Raw genomic sequence first — 20,719 nt, forward strand, 5'->3', positions numbered from 1 at the left:
TAAATGACCTCTGAGAACCTGCCCATCGTAGTTATCGCCGGGCGCCCGAATGTCGGGAAATCCACTCTTTTCAACCGGCTTGTTGGGCGCCGTCAGGCGCTTGTCTCCGATCAGCCGGGCGTAACCCGCGACCGCAAGGAGGGCGAGGCCCTCATGCGCGGTCGTCGGATCCGCATCATCGATACGGCCGGCCTTGAAGAAGCTGCCCCGGATACGCTGTTCGGCCGTATGCGGGCGTCTTCCGAATCCGCTGTGTCCATGGCGGATCTGGTTCTGTTCTGCATCGATGCACGTGCAGGCATTACGCCGACGGATGCTCATTTTGCCAACTGGCTGCGTCGTCAGAACCGGCCGGTCATGCTGATTGCGAACAAGGCAGAAGGCAAAGCCGGAACTGACGCGGCTTTGGAAGCCTATTCGCTTGGTCTTGGCACGCCGCTGGCCCTTTCGGCCGAGCATGGCGAAGGCATCAGTGATCTTATGGGTGAGATCGTGGACCGCCTGCCACATGCACCGCGTGAGGTTCGTCACCGCCGCCGGGACGAAAAGCCTGAAGAGGGCGAAGAGCAGGAAGAACGTCCAGCGGGTCCGCTGCATCTTGCGATTGTCGGCCGTCCGAATGCCGGGAAATCAACGCTTTTGAACTGCCTGCTGGGCGAGGAGCGTATGATTACCGGCCCGGAAGCCGGTCTGACTCGCGATTCCATCTCTGTTGACCTGCATGATGAGCATGGCCCGATCCGTCTCGTCGATACGGCAGGAATGCGTAAGCGTGCCCGCGTTGAGCAACACCTTGAGCGCATGTCCGTTTCTGCGTCCATTGAAGCGCTGAAGATGGCGGAAGTGGTCGTTTTGACAATTGATGCGACGCTTGGTGTTCATGAGCAGGATCTGCAGATTGCCCGCCTGATTGAGAAAGAAGGCCGTGCCTGTGTTCTGGCGCTGAACAAGTGGGATGCTGTCGAAGATCGCGTTGCGACCCGCAAAGCTATTTCCGACCGGATCGAGACGTCTCTCGCTCAGGTTCGTGGCATTCCGGTGGTAACGTTCTCCGCGCTGACGGGGGCAGGTGTTCATCGTCTGCTGCCAGCCGTGCGCAAGGCTTACGAAGTCTGGAATTCGCGCGTCACGACAGGTGAGCTGAACCGCTGGTTCGAAGAGATGCTGGATCGCCATCAGCCGCCACTGGTGGATGGTCGCCGCCTCAAGCTGCGTTACATGACGCAGGTCAAGGCGCGTCCACCAACGTTCCTCCTGTTCGGAACACGAGCAGAGATGCTGCCGGATGCCTACAAGCGTTATCTGGTGAATGGGCTGCGAGAGACGTTCCACATGCCTGGTGTACCCATCCGTATCCAGTTGCGCGGCACCAAGAATCCTTACGCGGATAAGTGATTCTCGTTTCTGTTCCGTTATGCATCGTACGCATACCGGAACAGAATGACGAAACTGGACTATAAAACTCCCTGTTTTCGTATATCTAATCCCTCTCCACAGACTGGCGATGGTTGGTGTTCGGCCTTAGAAAGGCTGCCAGCCATCAGTCAGGCCTGAGTTAAGGATGAGGAATAGGAATTATGGTCGGGATTGCTGCGGTTCGCAGTGAGGACGTTTCAGGGGAGCCTCAACGCAGCACGGCACGCGCCACGGCGCTGGGGATCATGGCAGCACTTGCCGGCCTGATGTTTGGCCTTGATACGGGCGTCGTCGCAGGCGCATTGCCCTTTATCGCTACAGATTTTCATGCCAGCGATGCTTTGCAGGGGTGGATCGTCTCCTCCATGATGGCGGGTGCCGCGTTTGGCTCCCTCATTGCCGGTCGCGTTTCCAGTAAATATGGCCGCACAGGCGCCATGCTTTTGGCAGCAATCCTTTTCCTGCTTGGAACCCTGCTCTGTGCCCTTGCGCCGTCTCCGGCGGTTCTGATTATCGGGCGTGTTTTTCTCGGGCTAGCTGTCGGCCTCGCAGCATTCGCAGCCCCTCTCTATATTTCCGAAATCACTGTCGAATCCGCTCGCGGGTCCATGATTTCCTTCTATCAGCTCATGGTCACGCTCGGCATTTTCCTGGCCTTCGTGTCGGATAGCCTTTTAGCCAACGGCCATCACTGGCGCTGGATGCTCGGGATCATGGCCGTCCCAGCGACGCTGTTTCTGGGTATCGTTCTGATTCTCCCGCACAGTCCACGCTGGCTTATGATGCAGGGGCGCAAGGACCACGCGCGTCGCGTGCTCAACAGTCTGCGTTCTGACGAAGAAGTGGCTGAAGCGGAGCTGGCCGATATTCAGGCGCGTCTGCACAAAAGCAGTGATGCCGGGTTTGGTCTGTTCCGCAGCAACCCCAATTTCCGCCGTTCTGTCTATCTGGGCATGCTTCTTCAGGTCATGCAGCAGCTGACCGGCATCAATGCTTTGCTGTACTACGCGCCGCGCGTGTTTCAGGCCGCTCATTTCGGCGTCAATGCCTCTATATGGGCTACAACGCTTGTCGGTCTGACGAACATGATTCTGACGGGCGTTGCCATTGCCTGCGTGGACAAGTGGGGGCGTCGCCCGCTTCTCATCCTGAGTTGCGTTATTGCTGGTGCCGCGCTGCTGGGCGTAGGCGTCCTGCTGGAAGTCGGTGCTTCGAGTTTTGAGGCACAGATTGCCCTGTGCGGGTTTGTCCTGCTGTTCGTTGCCGGATTCGCAATCGGTGAAGGGCCGTTGGTCTGGACCCTGTGTTCTGAAGTTCAGCCAACGCGGGGACGTGATTTTGGAATCGGCTGCTCTACTGTCACAAACTGGGGCGCAAACTGGGCAATTTCCAAGACTTTCCCGATGATCATGGTGGCAATGGGAGCAGCATCCACCTTCATTATGTTTGCTGCGTTCAATGGACTTTTCGTGCTTGTCACGCTCATGATGGTTCCGGAAACGAAAGGTGTCTCCCTTGAGACACTGGAAGCCAATCTTTTTGCCGGTAAGAAACTGAAGGATCTGGGACGTTAATCGTGATGAAAGCCGCTACGGCTGGAGAGAGTGATCTCGCCTCCGATCCACAACGACACGCTGGGCTTTACGGAGCCCAGCGTGTCAAAGCCATGTCAGCCGTTCTTCTTGGGCTGCTTCTTTCCGTTCTGGATTACGCCATTGCAAACGTGGCGCTTCCCTCCATCGCCCATGATCTGAATGCTCCGTCTTCACGGGCAATCTGGGTGGTGAATGCTTATCAGCTGGCAAATCTGTCCTGCCTGCTGCCTCTGGCCTCCTTTGGAGCGAGGGTGGGTTTTGCCCGCATGAGCCAGATCGGTATCTTCCTGTTCCTCATCACCTCCGTTGGCTGCGCCCTTTCCCAGAACCTGCTGGAATTGACGCTGGCCCGCGCGCTTCAGGGTGTCGGGGGTGCCTGCATCATGAGCGTGAATATCGCGCTTGTACGGTTCATTTATCCGCATGCAGAGCTTGGTAAGGGCATCGCCCTGAACGGCCTGTTCGTTGGTATCGGCGTGGCTCTTGGACCAACGATTGGGTCTATCGTCCTTTCCGTTGCAACGTGGCCGTGGATTTTCTGGATCAATCTGCCTTTGGCTCTTGCAGCCCTCGCCATGGCGCATTTTGCTTTGCCGCAGACGCCTCGAAGCGAAATGCAGGCTGATATTCCCGGTTCAATTCTGACCGTGGCCTCTTTCGCGCTGCTTGGCATCGGTCTCGATGGTCTGATGCATGGCGATTTTCTACCCGGATCGTTGCTGACAGGCGCTGGTCTGATCTGCTGGTGGCTTCTGCTCCGGTATCAGAAGGGGCGCCGGGAGCCGATTGTTCCCGTGGATCTTCTGGCGCGGCGTCCGTTCCTGCTGGCCTGCTTGGTGGGTTTTCTCGGCTTTGTGGCATCCAACCTTTATATTGTCGCTATGCCCTTCACCTTGGCGTCAGCCTTTCATCGTGGCGATTCCACAATCGGTCTTCTGATTGCGCCCTGGGCCGTTGGGGTGGCAGTGATGTCGTTTGTGGTCGGGAAAATGGCTGACCGCTTTCCGGCGTCCGTCCTGTCTTCTTTGGGACTGCTGCTGACAGCATTCGGTTTTCTGCTGCTCTGGCTGCTTCCTCTGGATGCAAGCAACGCCGCGATTGCATGGCGCACTCTGCTGGCCGGGTGTGGCTTCGGGCTTTTCCAGCCTCCCAACAACCGTGCTATCATGGTGTCTGCCCCAGCAGGACGGGAAGGCGGGGCCAGCGGCATGCTCTCAGTCGCGCGGCTTGGCGGTCAGACGACGGGCGCTCTGCTCGTGGCCGCTCTTTTCACGATCTTTCCCCATCCAGCCTTTATCTGCCTTGGTGGGGCGATGATCGCTGCACTGACCGGGTCCGCGATCAGTCTTGGGCGGAAATACCTCGCAGACTGAACAGCGTGGTTGTTCGCTGGTCGGTGCTTTCAAGTTCCTGGGTGGTCTGGACGTTCTGTTGAATCAGAATGTCCAGATCCAGTTTGGGCGCATAGTGCCGTCCCGGATCACAGAGCCAGACTTCGCAATATTGAGCGCACTCCAGCAGCCACGGCATAATCCGGGCGGCCATAGCCTCATTGTAACAGACATCCCCGATAACCAGCAGATCACAGTCAGGCTTTGAGCCGACGAGATCGCCTGTACGAAGCGCCACCGTAACTGCGTTGAGTGTGGCGTTCAGGGCTGTGACTTCCAGAGCCATCGGATCGATATCGTTGGCTTCTGCGACCGAAGCTCCGGCTTTTGCCGCAGCAATGGCTGCCAGACCGCACCCGCAGGCGACGTCCAGAACCCGCTTGCCGCGGACACGTTCGGGATTATCCAGAATATACCGTGCAATAAGCTGGCTGCCAGGCCATGCAAAAGCCCAGAAGGGAGGCTCGATGCCATGCGCTTCGAGAAACGCTTCGCTGGCTTGCCAGATCGGCGTGATGTCTGTTGCCAGATGCAGGGCGATTTCCGGAACAAGTCCGGCACTTTCGACTGCCGTGTTGTCGCGGATGAATGCCGCTGGGTCCTGCAGTCTGACTGACATGATGTTCAAAGTCTTCCGCAGATAAAGGCAATAGCCAGAAGGAAACCGATCGGAACGTTCTGCTTGAACTGACGCAGGCAGTTCGGCGCGTCGTATGGATCAAGGGTGCGAGCCTGCTGAAGAAGAAGCAGACCTGCCATCGCGAAGAACAACCAGAAGCCGAGATGGAGATGGGCATGAATAGCGACCAGCCCCAGAGCCAGCAGCATCAGACTATAACAGGTTGCGATGAAGGGTTTGGCACGCTTTTCCATGAGGCGGGACGTGGAGCGCACGCCGATGCGCGCGTCATCATCCATATCCTGAAAGCCGTAAATGGTATCGAAGCCGAGCTGCCAGAGAATGACGGCGCCATAGAGCAGGGCTCCGTTTCCATCGAGGCGTCCGCCAGCCGCAGCGTAGCCCATCGGTGCACCGAAGCCGAAGGTGAATCCCATGACCAACTGAGGCCACCATGTGACGCGCTTCGCGGCGGGATACAGGGCCACAAGAACCAACGCAAAAGGGGCCAAAATCCAGCAGGCCACGGGTAGGCACAGCAAAACACACAGGCCACAGAAGAGCAGGGCAGCGAGCAGCTTGAGCCCCTGCTTCAGGGAAAGCGCACCGCTGGCCAGTGGTCGGCCAGCGGTCCGGGCGACCTTGGCATCAATATCGCGGTCCCAGATGTCGTTCACCACGCATCCGGCAGATCGCATGACGAGGGAGCCGAATGCGAAGAGTGCCGTGTAAAGGACGCGGAGTCCGAGTGATGCATACGGTGCAAGGAAAAGTCCCCACACGCCCGGGAGGAAGAGCAGCCACGTTCCGACCGGGCGATCCAGCCGGGCCAGAAGCGCGTAGGACCGCCAGGGCTCAGGCAGGCGGCCGGTCCAGCCTGTCAGGCTGATATCGGTATGGGGGCGGGTTTCACTCATCAAAGCCCCTGATGCGGGGCAGAGGCGCTTCCGTCAATGGCTGTTGCGCGCTATCCGGGAAGGATGAGCCGATCTGATCCCCGTCTTTATCTTGAAGTGCCGGATGTTACTTTCTCTGAAGGGCTTGAACTTCCGCTCCCCGCCGGTCAGGCCCATTATCTGGGCAATGTCATGCGACAAGGGCCGGGAGACGCCGTTCGCGTCTTCAATGCGCGGGACGGGGAATGGGCCGCGACGATCCAGACCCTACGGAAAGACCGCGGGACAATCGTTTTCGGAACAATGGAGCGTCCTCCCCAGGCGACGGAGGGGGTAGAGCTTCTGTTTGCGCCGCTGAAACGCGATGCGACCGAGCTCGTCATCCGCATGGGAACCGAACTGGGTGTGACCTGCTTCAGGCCTGTCATTACAGAGCGGACGAATACGCATCGGCTGAATCTGGAACGTCTCGCCCTCATCGCATCTGAAGCTGCCGAGCAATGTGAGCGACTTGATATTCCTGAGATCCTTCCGCTGGAATCGTTGAAAACCGTCCTATCCACCTGGCCGGACGACAAGCCGCTTTTCGCTGCGCTGGAACGTCGTCCCGGTGAGGATGGCCCTATGAAGGCTGCGGCGCTGCTGATCGGGCCGGAGGGGGGATTTTCAGATGCTGAAGTGGCTCTGCTGCAGCGTCACTCCGCTGTGCATGCCCTTACACTGGGGCCGCTGGTTCTACGGGCTGAGACGGCTGTCTGTGCTGGGCTGGCCCGTCTGGCACTCAGACGTGGCGCCTGAGGGTGACAGGACCGTCTGAACTGCTACAAGTTCAATCAATATCGAACAACGATTTCAAACCGAGGCAAAACCGCCATGTCCAATCCCGGCACATCCAATAGCGCAGCGATCGAGAATCGGGCGCAGCTCGTCGAGGTTCTGGAGCGTGGCTCCAAGCCGCAGTCTGAGTGGAAGATTGGCACCGAGCATGAAAAGTTCGGATTTGTGCTGCCGGGACAGGATGATGGTCGTGAGCCGCTGTCACCGCCGCCCTATGAGCCAAAAGGGATTGGGGCGCTCCTGCAGAAGCTGGAAGGGCCTGACTGGGCGCCGATTCATGACGGTGAAGCGCTGATCGGACTGGCAGGCCAGAACAGTCAGAAAGGTCGGTCGATTTCTCTGGAGCCTGCCGGTCAGTTTGAGCTTTCGGGTGCGCCTGTGGTGTCCCTTCAGGAGACGCAGGCCGAAATGCAGGAGCATTTTGACCTGATCCGCGGGCCGGCTTCGGAACTCGGGATTGGTTTCCTGCCGTTCGGCTTCCAGCCGCTCTGGAGCCGGGATGCCATGCCGTGGATGCCCAAGAGCCGCTACGCCATCATGCGGAATTACATGCCGAAGGTCGGTAGCCTCGGTTTGGATATGATGACGCGAACCTGCACCGTGCAGGTCAATCTGGACTTTGGCGATGAAGCCGATATGGCCCGCAAGATGCGCGTGTCTCTCGCCCTACAGCCGTTGGCTACAGCGCTGTTTGCCAATTCGCCTTTCGTTGAGGGCAAGGCGAATGGATATTTGTCCAACCGCGCGCGAATCTGGACGGATGTTGATAATCAGCGAGCCGGTCAGCCTCCGCTGTTCTTCGCGGAAGACTTCGGTTTCGAGAAATACGTGGATTGGGCGCTGGATGTGCCCATGTATTTCGTTGCACGGGATGGCAAGAATCTGGATGTCAGTGGCTGTTCGTTCCGTCGGTGGCTGAATGGTGAGCCACAGCCGGGCCTGGAAGGTCTGACGCCCACGATCGGGGATTTCGAGGATCATCTGACGACAGTTTTCCCGGATGTACGCCTCAAGCAGTTCCTTGAAATGCGTGGTGCAGATGCAGGCCGACCTGAGATGATGGTTGCACAGTCTGCGCTCTGGGTTGGACTATTCTATGATGCAGCGACACTGGAAGCTGCTGAAAAGCTGGTTCTGGAGCAGCCCTGGGAGGTCTATCAGCAGCTTCGGGCAGACGTTCCTGTCAAGGGCATGCAGGCTGAATTTCCGGGTGGTCTGAAGACTCTGGCCAAGCGTGTTGTGGCACTCGCCGAGCAGGGCTTGCGCGCCCGTGTCCGCAACGAGGCGCAGTTCCTTGATCCTCTACACCTCATTGCGGATGGTGGCCCGACTCAGGCCGAGTACTGGCTGGCGCTCTATGAAGGCGCATGGGGTGGCAGTGTGAAGCCGCTGTTCCGCGAAGCCGCTATCTGAGGCGAGGCCGAAAGCCAACATTCCGGTTTTTGTGGGAACGCGCTATGCATCAGGAAAGGCGGGGACTTTTGCAACCCACCTCCTGATCGGCAGTTCCAGAGGAATGATGAACCGTCTTTTCTTCCGCGCGGCTTTGGCCAGCGCTTTCATGTCCGTCACAGTTCTGCCGCTTCCTGCTCTGGCGCAGGCCGTTCCGGCGCAGCTCCGCCCTGTCGATCAGGGCTGGGTCGCTCGTATTCAGGACACACTGGGGCAGATCACCGTCCTTCAGGCCCGCTTCCAGCAGATCGCTCCCGATGGCAAAACTGTCGGCGGAACGGCTACGCTGGATCGGCCGGGGCGGATGCGCTTCGATTATGATAGTCCTAGCCCTCTGCTGCTAGTGGCTAACGACGGCAAAGTTGTTTTTCAGGATCGTAGCGTCGGCCAGGTCACGGTCATTCCTCTGGACCGCACCCCGTTGGGGCTGTTGCTTCGTCCTGATCTGAAACTGTCCGGGGATGTGACCGTCACGGGATTTGAACGCAAGAGCGGTCAAATCCGTCTTCAGGTCGAGAAAAGTGACAATCCGGGTGAGGGCAATCTGACGCTTGTTTTCTCGGAAACGCCGCTGGCTCTGCTGGGGTGGGAAGTTGTGGACGCTCAAGGTCGTACGACGCGTATTGCCCTGTCTGATGTGAAGACGGGTGGAAGCGTGTCCCAGTCTCTGTTCACGCTTCCAAAATCCGAAGACTGATCAGTCAGCTCTTCATTTCTTTTGAGAGCTCCAGTGCACGGGCATAAACCGTGCGCTTGGGGAGCTTGATAATACCTGCGACCAGCGAAGCAGCATCCTTGACGGAGTGACTTTCCAGCGCTTCGCGAAGATGCGTGTCCAGATCATCCGCTCCACTGTCGTCTTCCGCTGACGGACCAATCAGAAGCGTGATTTCGCCGCGCGGAGCTGTGGTCTGGAAATGAGCCAGCACCTCTGCCAGTGTTCCACGAACCATTTCCTCGAAACGCTTCGTCAGTTCGCGGCCAACGGCGGCCTCGCGATCGGGGCCGAAGACGGTAATCAGATCTTCCAGCGTTTCGACGAGGCGATGTGGTCCCTCGTACCAGATGAGCGTCGAGCGAACGCCGGCTTGTTCCGCTGCTCGGAGTGTAGCAAAGCCGGTCTTGCGCGCCTCACTGCGGGGGGCAGGGAAGCCTAGGAACATGAACGGCAGCGGCGGCAGGCCCGAGAGGGTCAGTGCGGTGACAACGGCATTCGGTCCTGGAATGGCCGTAACATGAATACCCGCCGCAATTGCCGCCCGAACCAGTCGATATCCCGGGTCTGACACAAGCGGAGTGCCAGCGTCTGACACCACGGCGTATCGCGCACCCGCAGAAAGTTTTTCAATGAGAAACGGGGTACGATCCTGTTCGTTATGATCGTGCAGCGTTCTGGTGGGCGTGGAGATGTTGCGCGACATCAGCAATTTTGCCGTCACGCGCGTATCTTCACATAAAATCGCCTCAACGCTCTGTAAGGTTTCTATCGCGCGTTCGCTGATATCGGCCAGGTTGCCGATTGGCGTCGCAACCAATATCAGTTGTCCCCCCACTTTCGGGCCATGCTCCGATGGCGGGGCGGCCGTTAACATTTCAGCCGTATCGCTCAAGGGAGTTTCAGCGGAACATGACTTTTCGGACATCTGCATCCTCGGTGACGAACTCAAGGCCCTATTCTGGACCGATGAGCCGTCTGCGCAAGGGTGTAAGCACTGGCCTCGCCGCTGGAACCTTCCTGACGCTGACCGCATGTTCGGGGGGAGGCTCTTCCCTGATCCCGGGTGTTGGCGGCATTCCGGGCATCAGTCAGGCTCCGGGCGCGCACGAAGTCGGCCTGATTCTTCCGCTGACGGGGCGCTATGGAGCCATCGGCGGCCGTATGCGCGACGCAGCCAAGCTCGCCCTCTCTGCACAGGGTTCCCCCGCGTTGGATGTCCATGACAGCAACGCAGCGGGCGGCGCTGCACAGGCCGCTCATGATGCCTTGTCGCGCGGGGACGCGATGATCCTGGGACCACTGACTGCTACGGAAACAGCGGCTGTCGCTCCATTGGCGGTTGAGGCGGGCAAGCCCGTTCTGGCTTTCACCAGCGACTCGACGCAGGCTCGGCCGGGTGTCTGGGTCATGGGTCTCACCCCGGAGCAGCAGGTCCGCCGTATGGTGGATGCCGCTCGTGCGACAGGACGCAAGACCTTTGCGGCTTTCCTGCCCGACAATGCGCTGGGTCATGCCATGGCAGAAGGTTTGCAGCGCGCCTGCAGTGACGACGGATTGAAAGATCCGCAGATCGTTTTCCATACAATGGACGCACAGAATATCGACGATGGCATGAAGAGCCTATCGGATATCGCGAACCGCCAGCCTCCGGCACCAGCGCCTGCAGTGCCTTCCGGCCCGTCAGCCGTGGATCCGACCGCAGACGCTGCACCCGATTCGGCTGCCACGGCCAATCCAGCTCAGGCAACGCCTCCGCAGCCTGTCGCAGCAGCACCAGTTCCCCCGCCACCATTTGATGCCCTTGTTCTTGCAGATACCGGTATGGAACTCGGTCACATCATCACGGCGCTACGTGATGATCACATCGACTCCAGTCAGGTTCAGATTATGGGGCCTGCACTTTGGAAAGCGTTTGATGGCAAGCTGAGCGCGCTCCATGGCGCCTGGTATGCCGCGCCTGATGCCAAGGATCGCAACGGATATGTCGGGCAGTACAAGGCTGTTTATCATCAGGCCCCGTCTCCTGTGACAGATTTCGCCTATGATGCAGCGGCGCTTGCCGGAAACCTGATGAAGCAGGGCGGCCCTACGACGGAAGCCCTGACACGGGCTGACGGTTATATGGGGGTAGACGGGTTGTTCCGGCTGCGGTCGGATGGGCATGTGACCCGCGCTCTGGCAATTTTCCAGATCCAGCGGGGCGGCGGTGCCCGTATCATTGTTCCCGCATCGCGGGATATTGCTGCGCGTCCGAGCTAAGCCGACACTTCATTTTAAAGAGAAGAAACACGCGTCTGTGGCGATCAGCGCGTGTTTTTTTATGTTCGCCTCTAAGTATGAAATCCGGGAGGCCACCTCAGGAGCGCTTGCTCCTGAGAGTATTGTCAGGCGGCGTATGTTTCAGCCAGCGGCAGGACTGGGCGGATCGTATGAAGAGCCAGTTCGAAGCTGGCGTAGCTGCCGAGCTCGTGATTCCGCAGATGATCGATCAGAACCCAGCGCATGCCTTGCGGACGCAGCATGTAAGCCGGATCAGGATTTTCACGAACCCAGACGAGAACATGCTCAATCGGGGTCGTTCCATCAAAATTGGTGACGCCAGAGTCGACCGGAGTGATCTCTGCATCGAACAGACCCATCCGCATTCCAGCTTCGAGCCACCGGGACAGATATTCACGGTGGCGAGGAAGCACACCCTGTCTCAGGGTAATGACATTGCCCCCCATGGAAACGGGGGAAAGGTCAAGAAGGGGAGTTGCCTGCGCCATCAGGTAAGTCCTCATCAAAGCGGGGCGGAAGAGCCCGGTGATTGCGATGAGGTTAGGCTAAAATCCTAATGGGGCCTTTCACAATCTTAAATGACGCCAAAACCCCGTCTGGCGACATAAACTTTCTCCACTGTGGCAAATCTGCCATGCGAAAAACGCATAGCTCAACATGTTGTTGTCATATTCCGATACAGATCCTTGCTCCAGCGGCGATGAAGCCAGAGCCACGAACCGGGCCGTTGCTCGATCCATTCCTGAAGGCGGTCGTTGAGACGCTGGGTAAGAGCCAGAATGTCGGCCTGACGATCCTCCGTCGGCTGGAAGTCGATCGGTTCGTCTACAACAAGCACGAGTCTCGCCGGGCCATCGCGCCGTACGTGACCCGTCACGATCAGAGCGTTATGTCTCAGTGCAAACACAGCCGTGGCCGAAGCCGTCATCGCGGGGCGACCGAATAGCTGGGCCTCGATGCCATCGTTCATTTTCTGATCGCCCAGGACGCCGAGATGGCCACCTTTCGAGAGATGCCTGAGGGCTGCACGTGCTCCTTTGGAGCCTTTCGGAAACATGGGAACGTCGGCTCCCATGGCTTCCCGGCGCAGGGCATGGATGATGGAATCCACAGTGGGATTGCTCGCCGCGCGGTAGAAGGACGCGAAGGGCATGCCAAAGCGGGCCACGACAGGCGGCATCAGCTCCCAGTTCCCAATATGACCGGAAAAGAAAATGATCGGCCGTCCCGTAGCTCTGGCCTCTTCGAGGTGCTCCGCACCTTTAACCTGCCATCCTGGGCCAGAAGGCGTGTTCTGTTTCAGTTGTCCAACATGCGGAAACTCCGAAACGGTCCGCCCCAGATTTTCCCAACAGTCCCGAACGGTTTTGCGTCGCTCCTCGCGGGTCATCTGCGGCATGGCCATCTGCAGATTTCGGTCCGCTACCTTGGAAACTGGCAAAAGCGGCCCGAGCGTTCGTGCTACCGACCCGCCGAGAGTAGAGGCCACGGAAGGTGGCAGAATGCGGAGCCCGCCCAGCAGGATGCGCACGATCAGGGCTTCTGCCCGATATGAAAGAGAGGTCATGACAGGGGAAAAAGCAGATCCAGAATATGGTCCGGCGCCTTGGGATCTGCCCAGAGCAGCTCGACATTGACGACCGTGACCTGCGCCCGAAAGGCAGGAGGAAGTTTGACCGCATCCTTGGCTGTGGTCACGAGAGTTGTACCGGACTCCCGGCGCAGCGTTTCAAGGCGCTGAATATCGTTGTTCGAATAGGAATGATGGTCTGGAAAAGGCAGGGACCGTACAGGGGTTACGCCGGCATCCTGCAACATGGAAAAGAATTTTTCGGGCCGACCGATCCCGGCAAAGGCAACCACGCGACGGCCCTGAAGACTCCGGATTTCCGGCCCTGGAACAAGCCGGGCCTGCGCCTTGAACAGAAAAGGTGGAAGGGTCAGCAGGAGATTGTGACGGTCGTCACCAATCACGACCACGACCTGTGCCCGTTTCAGAGCATCCATAATCGGTTCTCGCAGCGGCCCCGCTGGCATGACCTGCGCATTCCCGAATCCCACGGACCCATCCACAACAAGAATAGAGACGTCCTTGTGCAGGCTGGGATTCTGGAAGCCATCATCCATGACGATGCAGTCTGCGCCTTGGCCAACTGCCAGACGCGCGGTTTGCCCACGGTCGGACCCGATCCATGTCGGTGCAGCCCGCGCAAGCAGCAAAGGTTCGTCGCCGACATCCCGCGCGCTGGCGCGGCCCGGATTGACTTCCAAAGGCCCCCGTTCGCGCCCGCCATGACCGCGGCTAAGAATGTGAGGATGATGTCCACGCTCTGTGAGGCGCTGGACCAGGTCGAGGGTCAGGGGTGTCTTCCCTGTCCCGCCAACCGTGATGTTGCCACAGCACAGCACGGGAACAGGGGCCTGAAACCCGCTTTTTTTCAGCCGACGGCGCGTCAGACGAGTCGCGATGGTCCCGAACGGACGCAGCAGGAACGCGGCAGGTCCTATCCGGGGAGCGGACCAGAATCGCGGAGCCTGCAGCTTCATCGTCCAAGTGTCTCCAGAATGCGAGGGCTCAGCCTTGACACCACGGAGCGCTGAAGCCCCGCCGTCGAGGCTGTGGAGTGTGGTGCGTCCATCCACTCCGCCAGAGTAGCGACATCACTGACGATGTGAAGATAATCCTGAAGCAGAATCATGGCCTCACGCCAGTTCTCCATTAACGGCCCAGTCGCGGTCGGGATCCCCAGACGTAAAGGTTCAAATGGATTATGTCCGCCGCCTTTGCCAGCCAGGGAGTTTCCGATGAAGCAACTATCGGCCAGACGATAGAACAGCCCCAGCTCTCCAAGTGTATCTGCGATCCAAACGGGTGTTGCGGCGCTCGGGTCTTGTTCTTGGGATCGACGTGGCAAACCAAACCGCTGGGCCAGTTCTTCTCCGCGGGACGGATGACGGGGAATAAGGATGGTCAGGAGATCGGGACTCTTCTGTCGCGCAATTGCTGCGGCTTCCAGAACCAGCTCTTCTTCGCCTGGGTGAGTGGAAGCTGCCACAAACACCGGGCGATTGCCTATCAGAGCTTTCAAGCGCGTCAGTTCCTGTTCGTCACACGACAGGGGAGCTGCATCCTGCTTGAGATCTCCATCTTCATAAACCGGGTTGGCGCCCAGACTGCGAAAATGCGCAGCGTCTTCTGGCCCACGAGCTGCCACCCAGCTTAGGCGTGAAAACATCCGGCGCGTCAGGGTGCCAGCCTTGGCCCAGCGTCGGGCAGAACGGTCAGACAGCCGACCATTGATCACCATTGTGGGAATGTTCTGACGACAGCAGGCCGTAATAATCCCCGGCCAGAGTTCACTTTCTACAAAGACGGCCCCATTCGGCTTCCAGCGCGTGAGGAAGCGTTTGAACCAGCGAGGCACGTCATGCGGTATGAAGCGATGCAGAACTCGCTTTCCGAATTCCGGGTGAGCGGCGATGATTTCCGCTCCCGTGACGGTCGCCGTCGTGAAAAGGATCTTCAGATCAGGCTGTCGATCCAGAAGGTCGTCCATCAAGGGGCGGGCGCAGAGTGTTTCTCCCACACTGGCGGCATGAATCCACAATAGTAAGCCGTTTGGCCTTACGCCACCGCCCAGCCCCATACGTTCGCGGAGCCGATTTGGCAGTTCACGCCCCCGATGTACGCGGATACGCAGCATGATTGTGAGGGATGGAGCCAGTAAGGTCCCGACTGCTCCCCAGACGCGATCCATCAGGGACAGATTTTGTTTCCGGACATTGTCTTCGGCTTGCCGTGAGACTGCGTTGAGCGCATTTCGCAGGGTTTCCGCATCCGGCTGGAAAAGTGGCGCTCCCGTGACCATTGATCCTCTGCCAAAAGGCAACGGGAACAGCATTCTGTCCCACGAAGGAAGACGAATGCCATTACAGGCCAGTCCCATGGGCACGACGGCGCAGTTTGCCAGACGGGAGAGCGCTACGGCGCCGGGCTGGACTTCTTCGGCTGGGCCACGCGGTCCATCGGGCGTAATGGCGACGAAGGCACCGTTCTTAAGCTCCCGAAGAGCGGTACGCATAACGGCCGCGCCGCCTTTGTCCTTGCCTTTGCTGGAGGACGATCCGTGAATGCCGATAATGCCCCAGGGACGAACGGCATCGGCAATAAGAAGGCCATCAGCATTGCGGGAGATGAGGACCCTGAGTTTCAGGCGAGGTTCGTGCGCAGTTGCCCAGAACCAGAGAGCCGGAGCCAAGGTGAGGGAGCGGTGCCAGAAAGCGACTACCGTTCCCTGATCCGGCTGTTGCAGAAGGTCCCGGGAGTCTCGTGAACCGTTCACCTGCCAGCGTGTGGAACGCAGGCTGGCACCCAGCCAGATACGGATCATGCGCGCGGGCGATATCATGGTCAGTCGGGTAGCATGGTCCGGCCTGGCTCGCAAAACTCTGTGACAGAACCTCAGGCAGCCTGATGGTGAACCTGTAGCCCAGTAAAGGTCACACGTGCTGCATCCGAGTGGCTGGGCCGATGGAAACCCTGCTCGCCAGCAACGGCTTCAAACCACAACGCATGAGTCGTTGCAGCAGAAGGCAGTGAGAAATGATTTACCGTTCCGTTGACGGAGATCACGAGCAGGCCATTGGGCGTCGTGTGTATGGAATAGCGAACGGTCTGCTGCGGATAAACGGTTCCGGCGACCACATTTTGAGTGGACGTCCCGTTGTCCACGATGGCTAAAACCCTGTCGCCTTCCACCCGTAATTCGGCGACAGCTCCGTTCTGAGAGGTGAGTCTGCCAATCGTGATGTGGCCATTTTCCGGAAAACGGTCGATGTGCAGGGATGCTTGCAGGTCAGAGGATGTCTGCTGGAAGTACCAGGCAGAATTTTCGCGGAGGAGCGTCTCAGGGGCAATTGTGCCCCGAACAGGTGGTTGAAGACCGTCAGTTTGAATAGTGACGCTGCCCGTCTGCGGATTGCGGGCAAAGAAAGAACTGCCGTAGCCGGAAGCCAGCGTCGCGGAAGGGACAAGATGCAGGCTCAGGCGACCGGCTGGTTCCTGAAGTGTGAAAGAGGAAATATCGGTTGAAAGGTCGGTGTCCATGGCTTGTGCTGGCGCAGTTGCAAAAGCGGCAAGGCAGAAGAGCGGGACGGCAAATCGGGAAAGCATGAAGCATCCTTCCGGAAGTCTGTGTGGAACGTCAGATGACGGTTCCAACGCAGAACTCCGGAAAAAGACGCATGATTCGCAGTTAGCGGCTCATGAGGACAGTGAGTTTCATGTTTTCGAGAATATGACGGGTCACACCCCCGAGAATCATCTGACGCAGGCGGGAATGGGAATAAGCGCCCATGCTGAGCATGTCCGCGCCAAAGTTCTCAGCCCCCTTGAGCAGACCGGCTCCAACGTCCCTGCTGATGGGATCGCAGGCCTGTGTTGTGGCGGAAATCCCGTGCATCCGCAGATAGCGGACAACATCATCACCCGTTGGGCCACGACGCTGATATTCCTGACAGGTCAGAACCTGCACCGCTTCTGCCGTGTGGGCCCATGGAAGGATGCAACGAAGGGCGAGGGATGCCTCGGGCGTGCCGTTCCAGGCAATGGCAATGCGGCGCCCAACGGTCTTGGGAACGATTGGCGGTGCAATGACGAGTGGGCGCCCACTGTCAAAAAGAATGGCATGCAGCGTTTCGGAGGCGCGTGGGTCCGTGGCCGAAATCAGATTTGGTACGAGCGTCATATCCGCCAGACGCGAGCGCCAGGTCAGGGCGTCATGTTCCGTTCCATCCAGTACTTCGAGGCTGGCGCTGACACCTTCGCCGAGCGTCATGCCGATTTTGGAAGCCTCAACGCGGCGGATACCGTTCTGATGCACGAAGGTATCGAAGCTGTGTCGGATGCGGATAGCGCGGCGATGGGCTTCCGTGGCCGCCGCATCAATCATTTCCGTTACCATGCCGGCAGAAATGCCTTCACCAGCCAATGTTGCGACTTCCGTCGGATCAGAGCCTACGACGACAGCGGAAAGATGCGCGTTGAAACGACGGGCAAAATCCAGGGCGACCGACATGACGGAATCCAGATCGTCGGCCCCGGTGAGGGGGAGAAGGATGTTCTTGATTTCGATAAGCATAGTGTGAGGCTCCCCACCTGCGGATAAAGGGTGTTCTATATCTTTACGGATAAAGACGCGTGACGTTCCATCCGGATCCATCACGAGTCCATAATGCACGGTCATGGAGACGGAAGGGTCGATCCTGCCAGAACTCGATGGCGTCCGGCGCAACGCGGAAACCGGTCCAGTTGTTCGGGCGCGGGATCGGACCGTCGCCATATTTTTCTTCTGCGGCTTTCAGGCGCTCTTCAAAGGTGCTCCGGTCATCCAGTGGACGGGACTGGTCAGACGCGATTGCCCCAAGGCGGGACATCGGCGAACGGCTGGCAAAATAGGCATCCGCTTCCTCGTCACTGACCTGCGTAACCGGCCCTTCAATCCTGATCTGCCGACGCAGGGACTTCCAGTGGAACAGCAGGGCGACATGTGGGTTGGCCAGCAGATCACCGCCTTTGCGGCTATCCACATTTGTATAAAAGACAAACCCCCGTTCATCCGCGCCTTTGAGCAGAAGCATCCGCACAGAGGGGCGACCGTCTGGGGTCGAAGTCGCCACGGCCATCGCATTAGGATCATTGGGTTCCGACGCTTCTGCGTCTGACATCCAGGCTGTGAACAGGGCAAAGGGATTGGCGGTCAGGTCAATGAGAGGCTGAGTGGACATGATAGTCTCCTGAAACAGCGGGGACGGTCTCGGACGGTCGAGAGAAAATCATAGCTGTTCCGCGAGATGGCAGGAACAGGTGCGGATGGCTTATGATTCCGAATTGTGTCGTCAGGGTTCTTCCATACAGGAAAGACGGGCCATTGCCTTGACCTGCCTCATGGGCCTGAAATCCACACTACGGCTGGAAACCGCCGCCAAAGAGGCATTGAGTGTCGTGTTACTCTTGTTTGCTAGCATCTCTTGTGCGACCACCACGCTAATACGCCAACGCGATTCAGGAAACCACAATGTCTGAAACAGAAGACAACATCCCGGCTCCCGTGACCGGCACCCTCATGAAGGGCAAGCGCGGTGTCATCATGGGCGTCGCGAACAAGCACTCCATCGCCTGGGCGATTGCCAGCGCCTGTGCTGCACAGGGTGCCGAACTGGCTTTCACCTATCAGGGTGAGGCTCTTGGCAAGCGCGTTCGTCCGCTGGCGGAAAGCGTTGGCTCTGATCTGGTTCTACCTTGTGACGTCAGCGATGATGCCGCAATCGATGCGACCTTCGACGAGATCGAAAAGAAGTGGGGCAAGATCGACTTCGTGCTTCACGCCATCGCCTTTGCCGACAAGCAGTACCTGCGTGGCCGTTACATCGATACGCCACGTGATGCCTTCCTGCAGGCCATGGACATCTCCTGCTATTCCTTCGTGTCCGTCGCCCGTCGTGCATCTGCCATGATGAACGCTGGCGGTTCGTTCCTGAGCATGACCTATCTCGGTGCCGAGCGCGTCATGCCGCATTACAACGTCATGGGCGTGGCCAAGGCCGCTCTTGAAGCTTCCGTGCGCTACATGGCTGCCGATCTTGGCCGTGACGATATCCGCGTAAACGGTATCTCCGCAGGTCCGATCATGACGCTGGCTGCCAATGGCATCAGTGACTTCCGCTACATCCTGCGCTGGAACCAGCTCAACGCCCCAATGGAGCGTAACGTGACCCTGAAGGACGTTGGCGGTTCGGGCATGTACCTGCTCTCCGATCTTTCCAGCGGCGTGACGGGCGAAATCCATCATGTGGATTGCGGCTACCACACGGTCGGTATGAAGAACCCGGCAGCTCCGGACATCGCAGCAGTCAGTTCCGGGGACTGACATGTCAGACAACAGCTTCGGGCAACTCTTTCGCGTCACCACCTGGGGTGAGAGCCATGGGCCAGCCATCGGCTGCGTGGTGGATGGCTGCCCACCCCGCCTGAAGCTGTCCGAAGCGGACATCCAGCCCTGGCTTGATCGCCGTCGGCCGGGACAGTCCCGCTTTACCACCCAGCGGCGGGAGCCGGATCAGGTCCGGATCCTGTCGGGGGTATTTGAAGGCCAGACGACCGGCACGCCCATCTCGCTCATGATCGAAAACACCGATCAACGGTCGAAAGATTATGGTGAGATTGCCCAGAGCTATCGCCCAGGCCATGCCGATATTGCTTACGATCTGAAATACGGCATCCGCGATTACCGTGGTGGTGGCCGCTCGTCCGCTCGTGAAACGGCTATGCGTGTCGCGGCCGGTGCCGTGGCCCGTGTGCTTCTGAAAGCTCTGGTCGGAGAAGGCGTAAAGATTCGCGCGGCTCTGACAGGGATCGGTGGCCAAACGATTGATCCGACCCGCTGGGATTGGGACGAAGTGGAGCGCAATCCTCTCTGGTGCCCGGACGCTGCAAGCGTGGGTCCTTGGGAAGAGCTGCTCGACTCCATTCGCAAGGATGGCTCATCCATCGGTGCGACTGTTGAGGTTGTTGCGGAAGGTCTGCCACCGGGGCTTGGTGCGCCAGTCTATGGGAAGCTCGATGCTGATCTCGCGGGCGCGCTTATGGGCATCAATGGTGTGAAGGGCGTTGAGATTGGCGACGGTTTCGCTGTGGCTGCCCTTCGTGGTGAGCAGAATGCTGACCCGATTGCGCCAGGACCACAGTTCGCATCGAACCATGCCGGTGGCATCCTGGGAGGCATTTCCACAGGTCAGCCAGTCGTGGCCCGCTTTGCCATCAAGCCAACCAGTTCGATCCTGACGCCCGTGCCGAGCATCAACAGTGCAGGGGATTCGGTTGAGGTTCGCACCAAAGGACGACACGATCCGTGCATCGGCATCCGTGCGGTGCCTGTGGCCGAAGCCATGATGGCCTGCGTTCTGGCAGACCACTTGCTGCGTAATCATGCGCAGTGTGGCTGGGATAACTGATCCCAGCCTTCAGGCTTTAGCTGGCGAGCTTGGCGTCCAGAGTGATCTCAGTATTGAGAACCTTGGACATTGGACAACCGATTTTCGCCTTGTTGGCTGCTTCGAGGAAATCAGCTTCAGTCGCGTTCGGAACGACGCCACGGAGTGTCAGATGAGCCTTTGTAACGGCAAACCCATCGCCCACCTTATCCAGGGAAATTGTCGACTCCGTATCGAGGGAGTCTGCTGTGAAGCCAGCGTCCCCAAGGATCAGGGATAGCGCCATTGTGAAGCAGCTCGCATGCGCCGCGCCGAGCAGTTCTTCCGGGTTCGTGCCGGGCTTGTCTTCGAATCGCGTATTGAAACCATAAGGCTGGTCCTGAAGGGCGCCACTCTGCGTCGAGATGGTGCCTTTGCCTTCCTTGATGGTTCCGCTCCAATGAGCCGAAGCTTTCTTGTTGATGGTCATGAGACGCTCTCCGCGTGTTGGGGTCGGGGTCTCCAACGTAAAGAGCCGGTCTTAG

General features: G+C 58.8%; 20 protein-coding genes. 9 read left to right on the forward strand and 11 right to left on the reverse strand.

Annotation, left to right across the window (positions count from 1 at the left end; all coding sequences use genetic code 11):
• Nucleotides 1-3: 3 nt before the first annotated feature.
• From der to GFR01_RS03520, 3 genes are all read left to right on the forward strand, one after another.
• Complete coding sequence (der, locus tag GFR01_RS03510) at nt 4-1,395, forward strand: ribosome biogenesis GTPase Der (protein ID WP_063902996.1); 1,392 nt, start codon at nt 4-6, stop codon at nt 1,393-1,395.
• Between the two features lie 182 nt (nt 1,396-1,577).
• Entirely contained in the window at nt 1,578-2,990 is a 1,413-nt protein-coding gene (locus GFR01_RS03515) for a sugar porter family MFS transporter (protein WP_099181276.1), read from the forward strand.
• A gap of 5 nt (nt 2,991-2,995) precedes the next feature.
• On the forward strand, nt 2,996-4,384 hold the full coding sequence (locus GFR01_RS03520) for an MFS transporter (protein WP_174694666.1): 1,389 nt from the start codon (nt 2,996-2,998) through the stop codon (nt 4,382-4,384).
• On the opposite strand, the gene GFR01_RS03525 is transcribed toward GFR01_RS03520, so the two are convergent.
• Both GFR01_RS03525 and ubiA read right to left on the reverse strand, forming a co-directional pair.
• Nucleotides 4,353-5,021 (reverse strand): class I SAM-dependent methyltransferase, encoded by a 669-nt coding sequence (locus tag GFR01_RS03525; protein WP_099181609.1) that lies wholly within the window; start codon nt 5,019-5,021, stop codon nt 4,353-4,355. The genes GFR01_RS03520 and GFR01_RS03525 overlap by 32 nt on opposite strands.
• A gap of 5 nt (nt 5,022-5,026) precedes the next feature.
• The gene (ubiA, locus tag GFR01_RS03530; protein ID WP_099181278.1) at nt 5,027-5,938 is read right to left on the reverse strand and encodes a 4-hydroxybenzoate octaprenyltransferase; all 912 of its coding nucleotides are present in this window, start codon (nt 5,936-5,938) and stop codon (nt 5,027-5,029) included.
• 36 nt (nt 5,939-5,974) lie between these two features.
• Between ubiA and GFR01_RS03535 the strand changes: the two genes are divergently transcribed.
• The 3 genes from GFR01_RS03535 (at nt 5,975) to GFR01_RS03545 (ending at nt 8,903) form a co-directional block, all read left to right on the forward strand.
• Nucleotides 5,975-6,715 (forward strand): 16S rRNA (uracil(1498)-N(3))-methyltransferase, encoded by a 741-nt coding sequence (locus GFR01_RS03535; protein WP_099181279.1) that lies wholly within the window; start codon nt 5,975-5,977, stop codon nt 6,713-6,715.
• A 75-nt stretch (nt 6,716-6,790) separates the two neighbouring features.
• Nucleotides 6,791-8,167, forward strand: a complete 1,377-nt coding sequence (locus tag GFR01_RS03540) for a glutamate--cysteine ligase (RefSeq protein ID WP_099181280.1) — start codon at nt 6,791-6,793, stop codon at nt 8,165-8,167.
• A 103-nt stretch (nt 8,168-8,270) separates the two neighbouring features.
• Nucleotides 8,271-8,903 carry a LolA family protein gene (locus tag GFR01_RS03545; RefSeq protein ID WP_099181610.1) on the forward strand — a complete coding sequence of 211 codons (633 nt, stop codon included), beginning with the start codon at nt 8,271-8,273 and terminating at the stop codon, nt 8,901-8,903.
• 4 nt (nt 8,904-8,907) lie between these two features.
• Here the strand turns inward: GFR01_RS03545 and rsmI are convergent, their stop codons facing one another.
• Complete coding sequence (rsmI, locus tag GFR01_RS03550) at nt 8,908-9,741, reverse strand: 16S rRNA (cytidine(1402)-2'-O)-methyltransferase (RefSeq protein WP_099181611.1); 834 nt, start codon at nt 9,739-9,741, stop codon at nt 8,908-8,910.
• Nucleotides 9,742-9,890: 149 nt separating this feature from the next.
• Here rsmI and GFR01_RS03555 point away from each other — a divergent pair, with 149 nt between their 5' ends.
• On the forward strand, nt 9,891-11,183 hold the full coding sequence (locus GFR01_RS03555) for a penicillin-binding protein activator (RefSeq protein WP_099181281.1): 1,293 nt from the start codon (nt 9,891-9,893) through the stop codon (nt 11,181-11,183).
• A 125-nt stretch (nt 11,184-11,308) separates the two neighbouring features.
• On the opposite strand, the gene GFR01_RS03560 is transcribed toward GFR01_RS03555, so the two are convergent.
• From GFR01_RS03560 to pdxH, 7 genes are all read right to left on the reverse strand, one after another.
• Nucleotides 11,309-11,692: a hypothetical protein gene (locus GFR01_RS03560; RefSeq protein ID WP_010502410.1), complete on the reverse strand. Its 384-nt coding sequence runs from the start codon at nt 11,690-11,692 to the stop codon at nt 11,309-11,311.
• A 164-nt stretch (nt 11,693-11,856) separates the two neighbouring features.
• Nucleotides 11,857-12,771, reverse strand: coding sequence for a lysophospholipid acyltransferase family protein (locus GFR01_RS03565; protein WP_099181282.1), 915 nt, complete (start codon nt 12,769-12,771; stop codon nt 11,857-11,859).
• Nucleotides 12,768-13,751 carry a tetraacyldisaccharide 4'-kinase gene (gene lpxK / locus GFR01_RS03570; protein WP_099181283.1) on the reverse strand — a complete coding sequence of 328 codons (984 nt, stop codon included), beginning with the start codon at nt 13,749-13,751 and terminating at the stop codon, nt 12,768-12,770. The genes GFR01_RS03565 and lpxK overlap by 4 nt, the downstream gene beginning before the upstream one ends.
• On the reverse strand, nt 13,748-15,595 hold the full coding sequence (locus GFR01_RS03575) for a glycosyltransferase N-terminal domain-containing protein (RefSeq protein ID WP_244902131.1): 1,848 nt from the start codon (nt 15,593-15,595) through the stop codon (nt 13,748-13,750). Before GFR01_RS03575 ends, lpxK begins: the two co-directional genes overlap by 4 nt.
• Nucleotides 15,596-15,666: 71 nt before the next feature.
• Nucleotides 15,667-16,377, reverse strand: a complete 711-nt coding sequence (locus GFR01_RS03580; protein ID WP_099181285.1) for a polysaccharide lyase family 7 protein — start codon at nt 16,375-16,377, stop codon at nt 15,667-15,669.
• Nucleotides 16,378-16,459: 82 nt separating this feature from the next.
• On the reverse strand, nt 16,460-17,344 hold the full coding sequence (locus tag GFR01_RS03585) for a universal stress protein (RefSeq protein WP_063902983.1): 885 nt from the start codon (nt 17,342-17,344) through the stop codon (nt 16,460-16,462).
• Nucleotides 17,345-17,387: 43 nt separating this feature from the next.
• Nucleotides 17,388-17,990 (reverse strand): pyridoxamine 5'-phosphate oxidase, encoded by a 603-nt coding sequence (gene pdxH, locus GFR01_RS03590; RefSeq protein ID WP_063902982.1) that lies wholly within the window; start codon nt 17,988-17,990, stop codon nt 17,388-17,390.
• 290 nt (nt 17,991-18,280) lie between these two features.
• Here pdxH and fabI point away from each other — a divergent pair, with 290 nt between their 5' ends.
• Nucleotides 18,281-19,132, forward strand: coding sequence for an enoyl-ACP reductase FabI (fabI, locus tag GFR01_RS03600; protein WP_034881234.1), 852 nt, complete (start codon nt 18,281-18,283; stop codon nt 19,130-19,132).
• A gap of 1 nt (nt 19,133) precedes the next feature.
• The gene (aroC, locus tag GFR01_RS03605; RefSeq protein WP_099181287.1) at nt 19,134-20,216 is read left to right on the forward strand and encodes a chorismate synthase; all 1,083 of its coding nucleotides are present in this window, start codon (nt 19,134-19,136) and stop codon (nt 20,214-20,216) included.
• A gap of 16 nt (nt 20,217-20,232) precedes the next feature.
• Here the strand turns inward: aroC and GFR01_RS03610 are convergent, their stop codons facing one another.
• Nucleotides 20,233-20,664, reverse strand: coding sequence for an OsmC family protein (locus tag GFR01_RS03610; RefSeq protein ID WP_063902979.1), 432 nt, complete (start codon nt 20,662-20,664; stop codon nt 20,233-20,235).
• Nucleotides 20,665-20,719 lie beyond the last annotated feature (55 nt).

The organism is Gluconobacter frateurii, from assembly GCF_002723955.1.
In the GTDB taxonomy this organism is placed as follows: Bacteria; Pseudomonadota; Alphaproteobacteria; order Acetobacterales; family Acetobacteraceae; genus Gluconobacter; species Gluconobacter frateurii.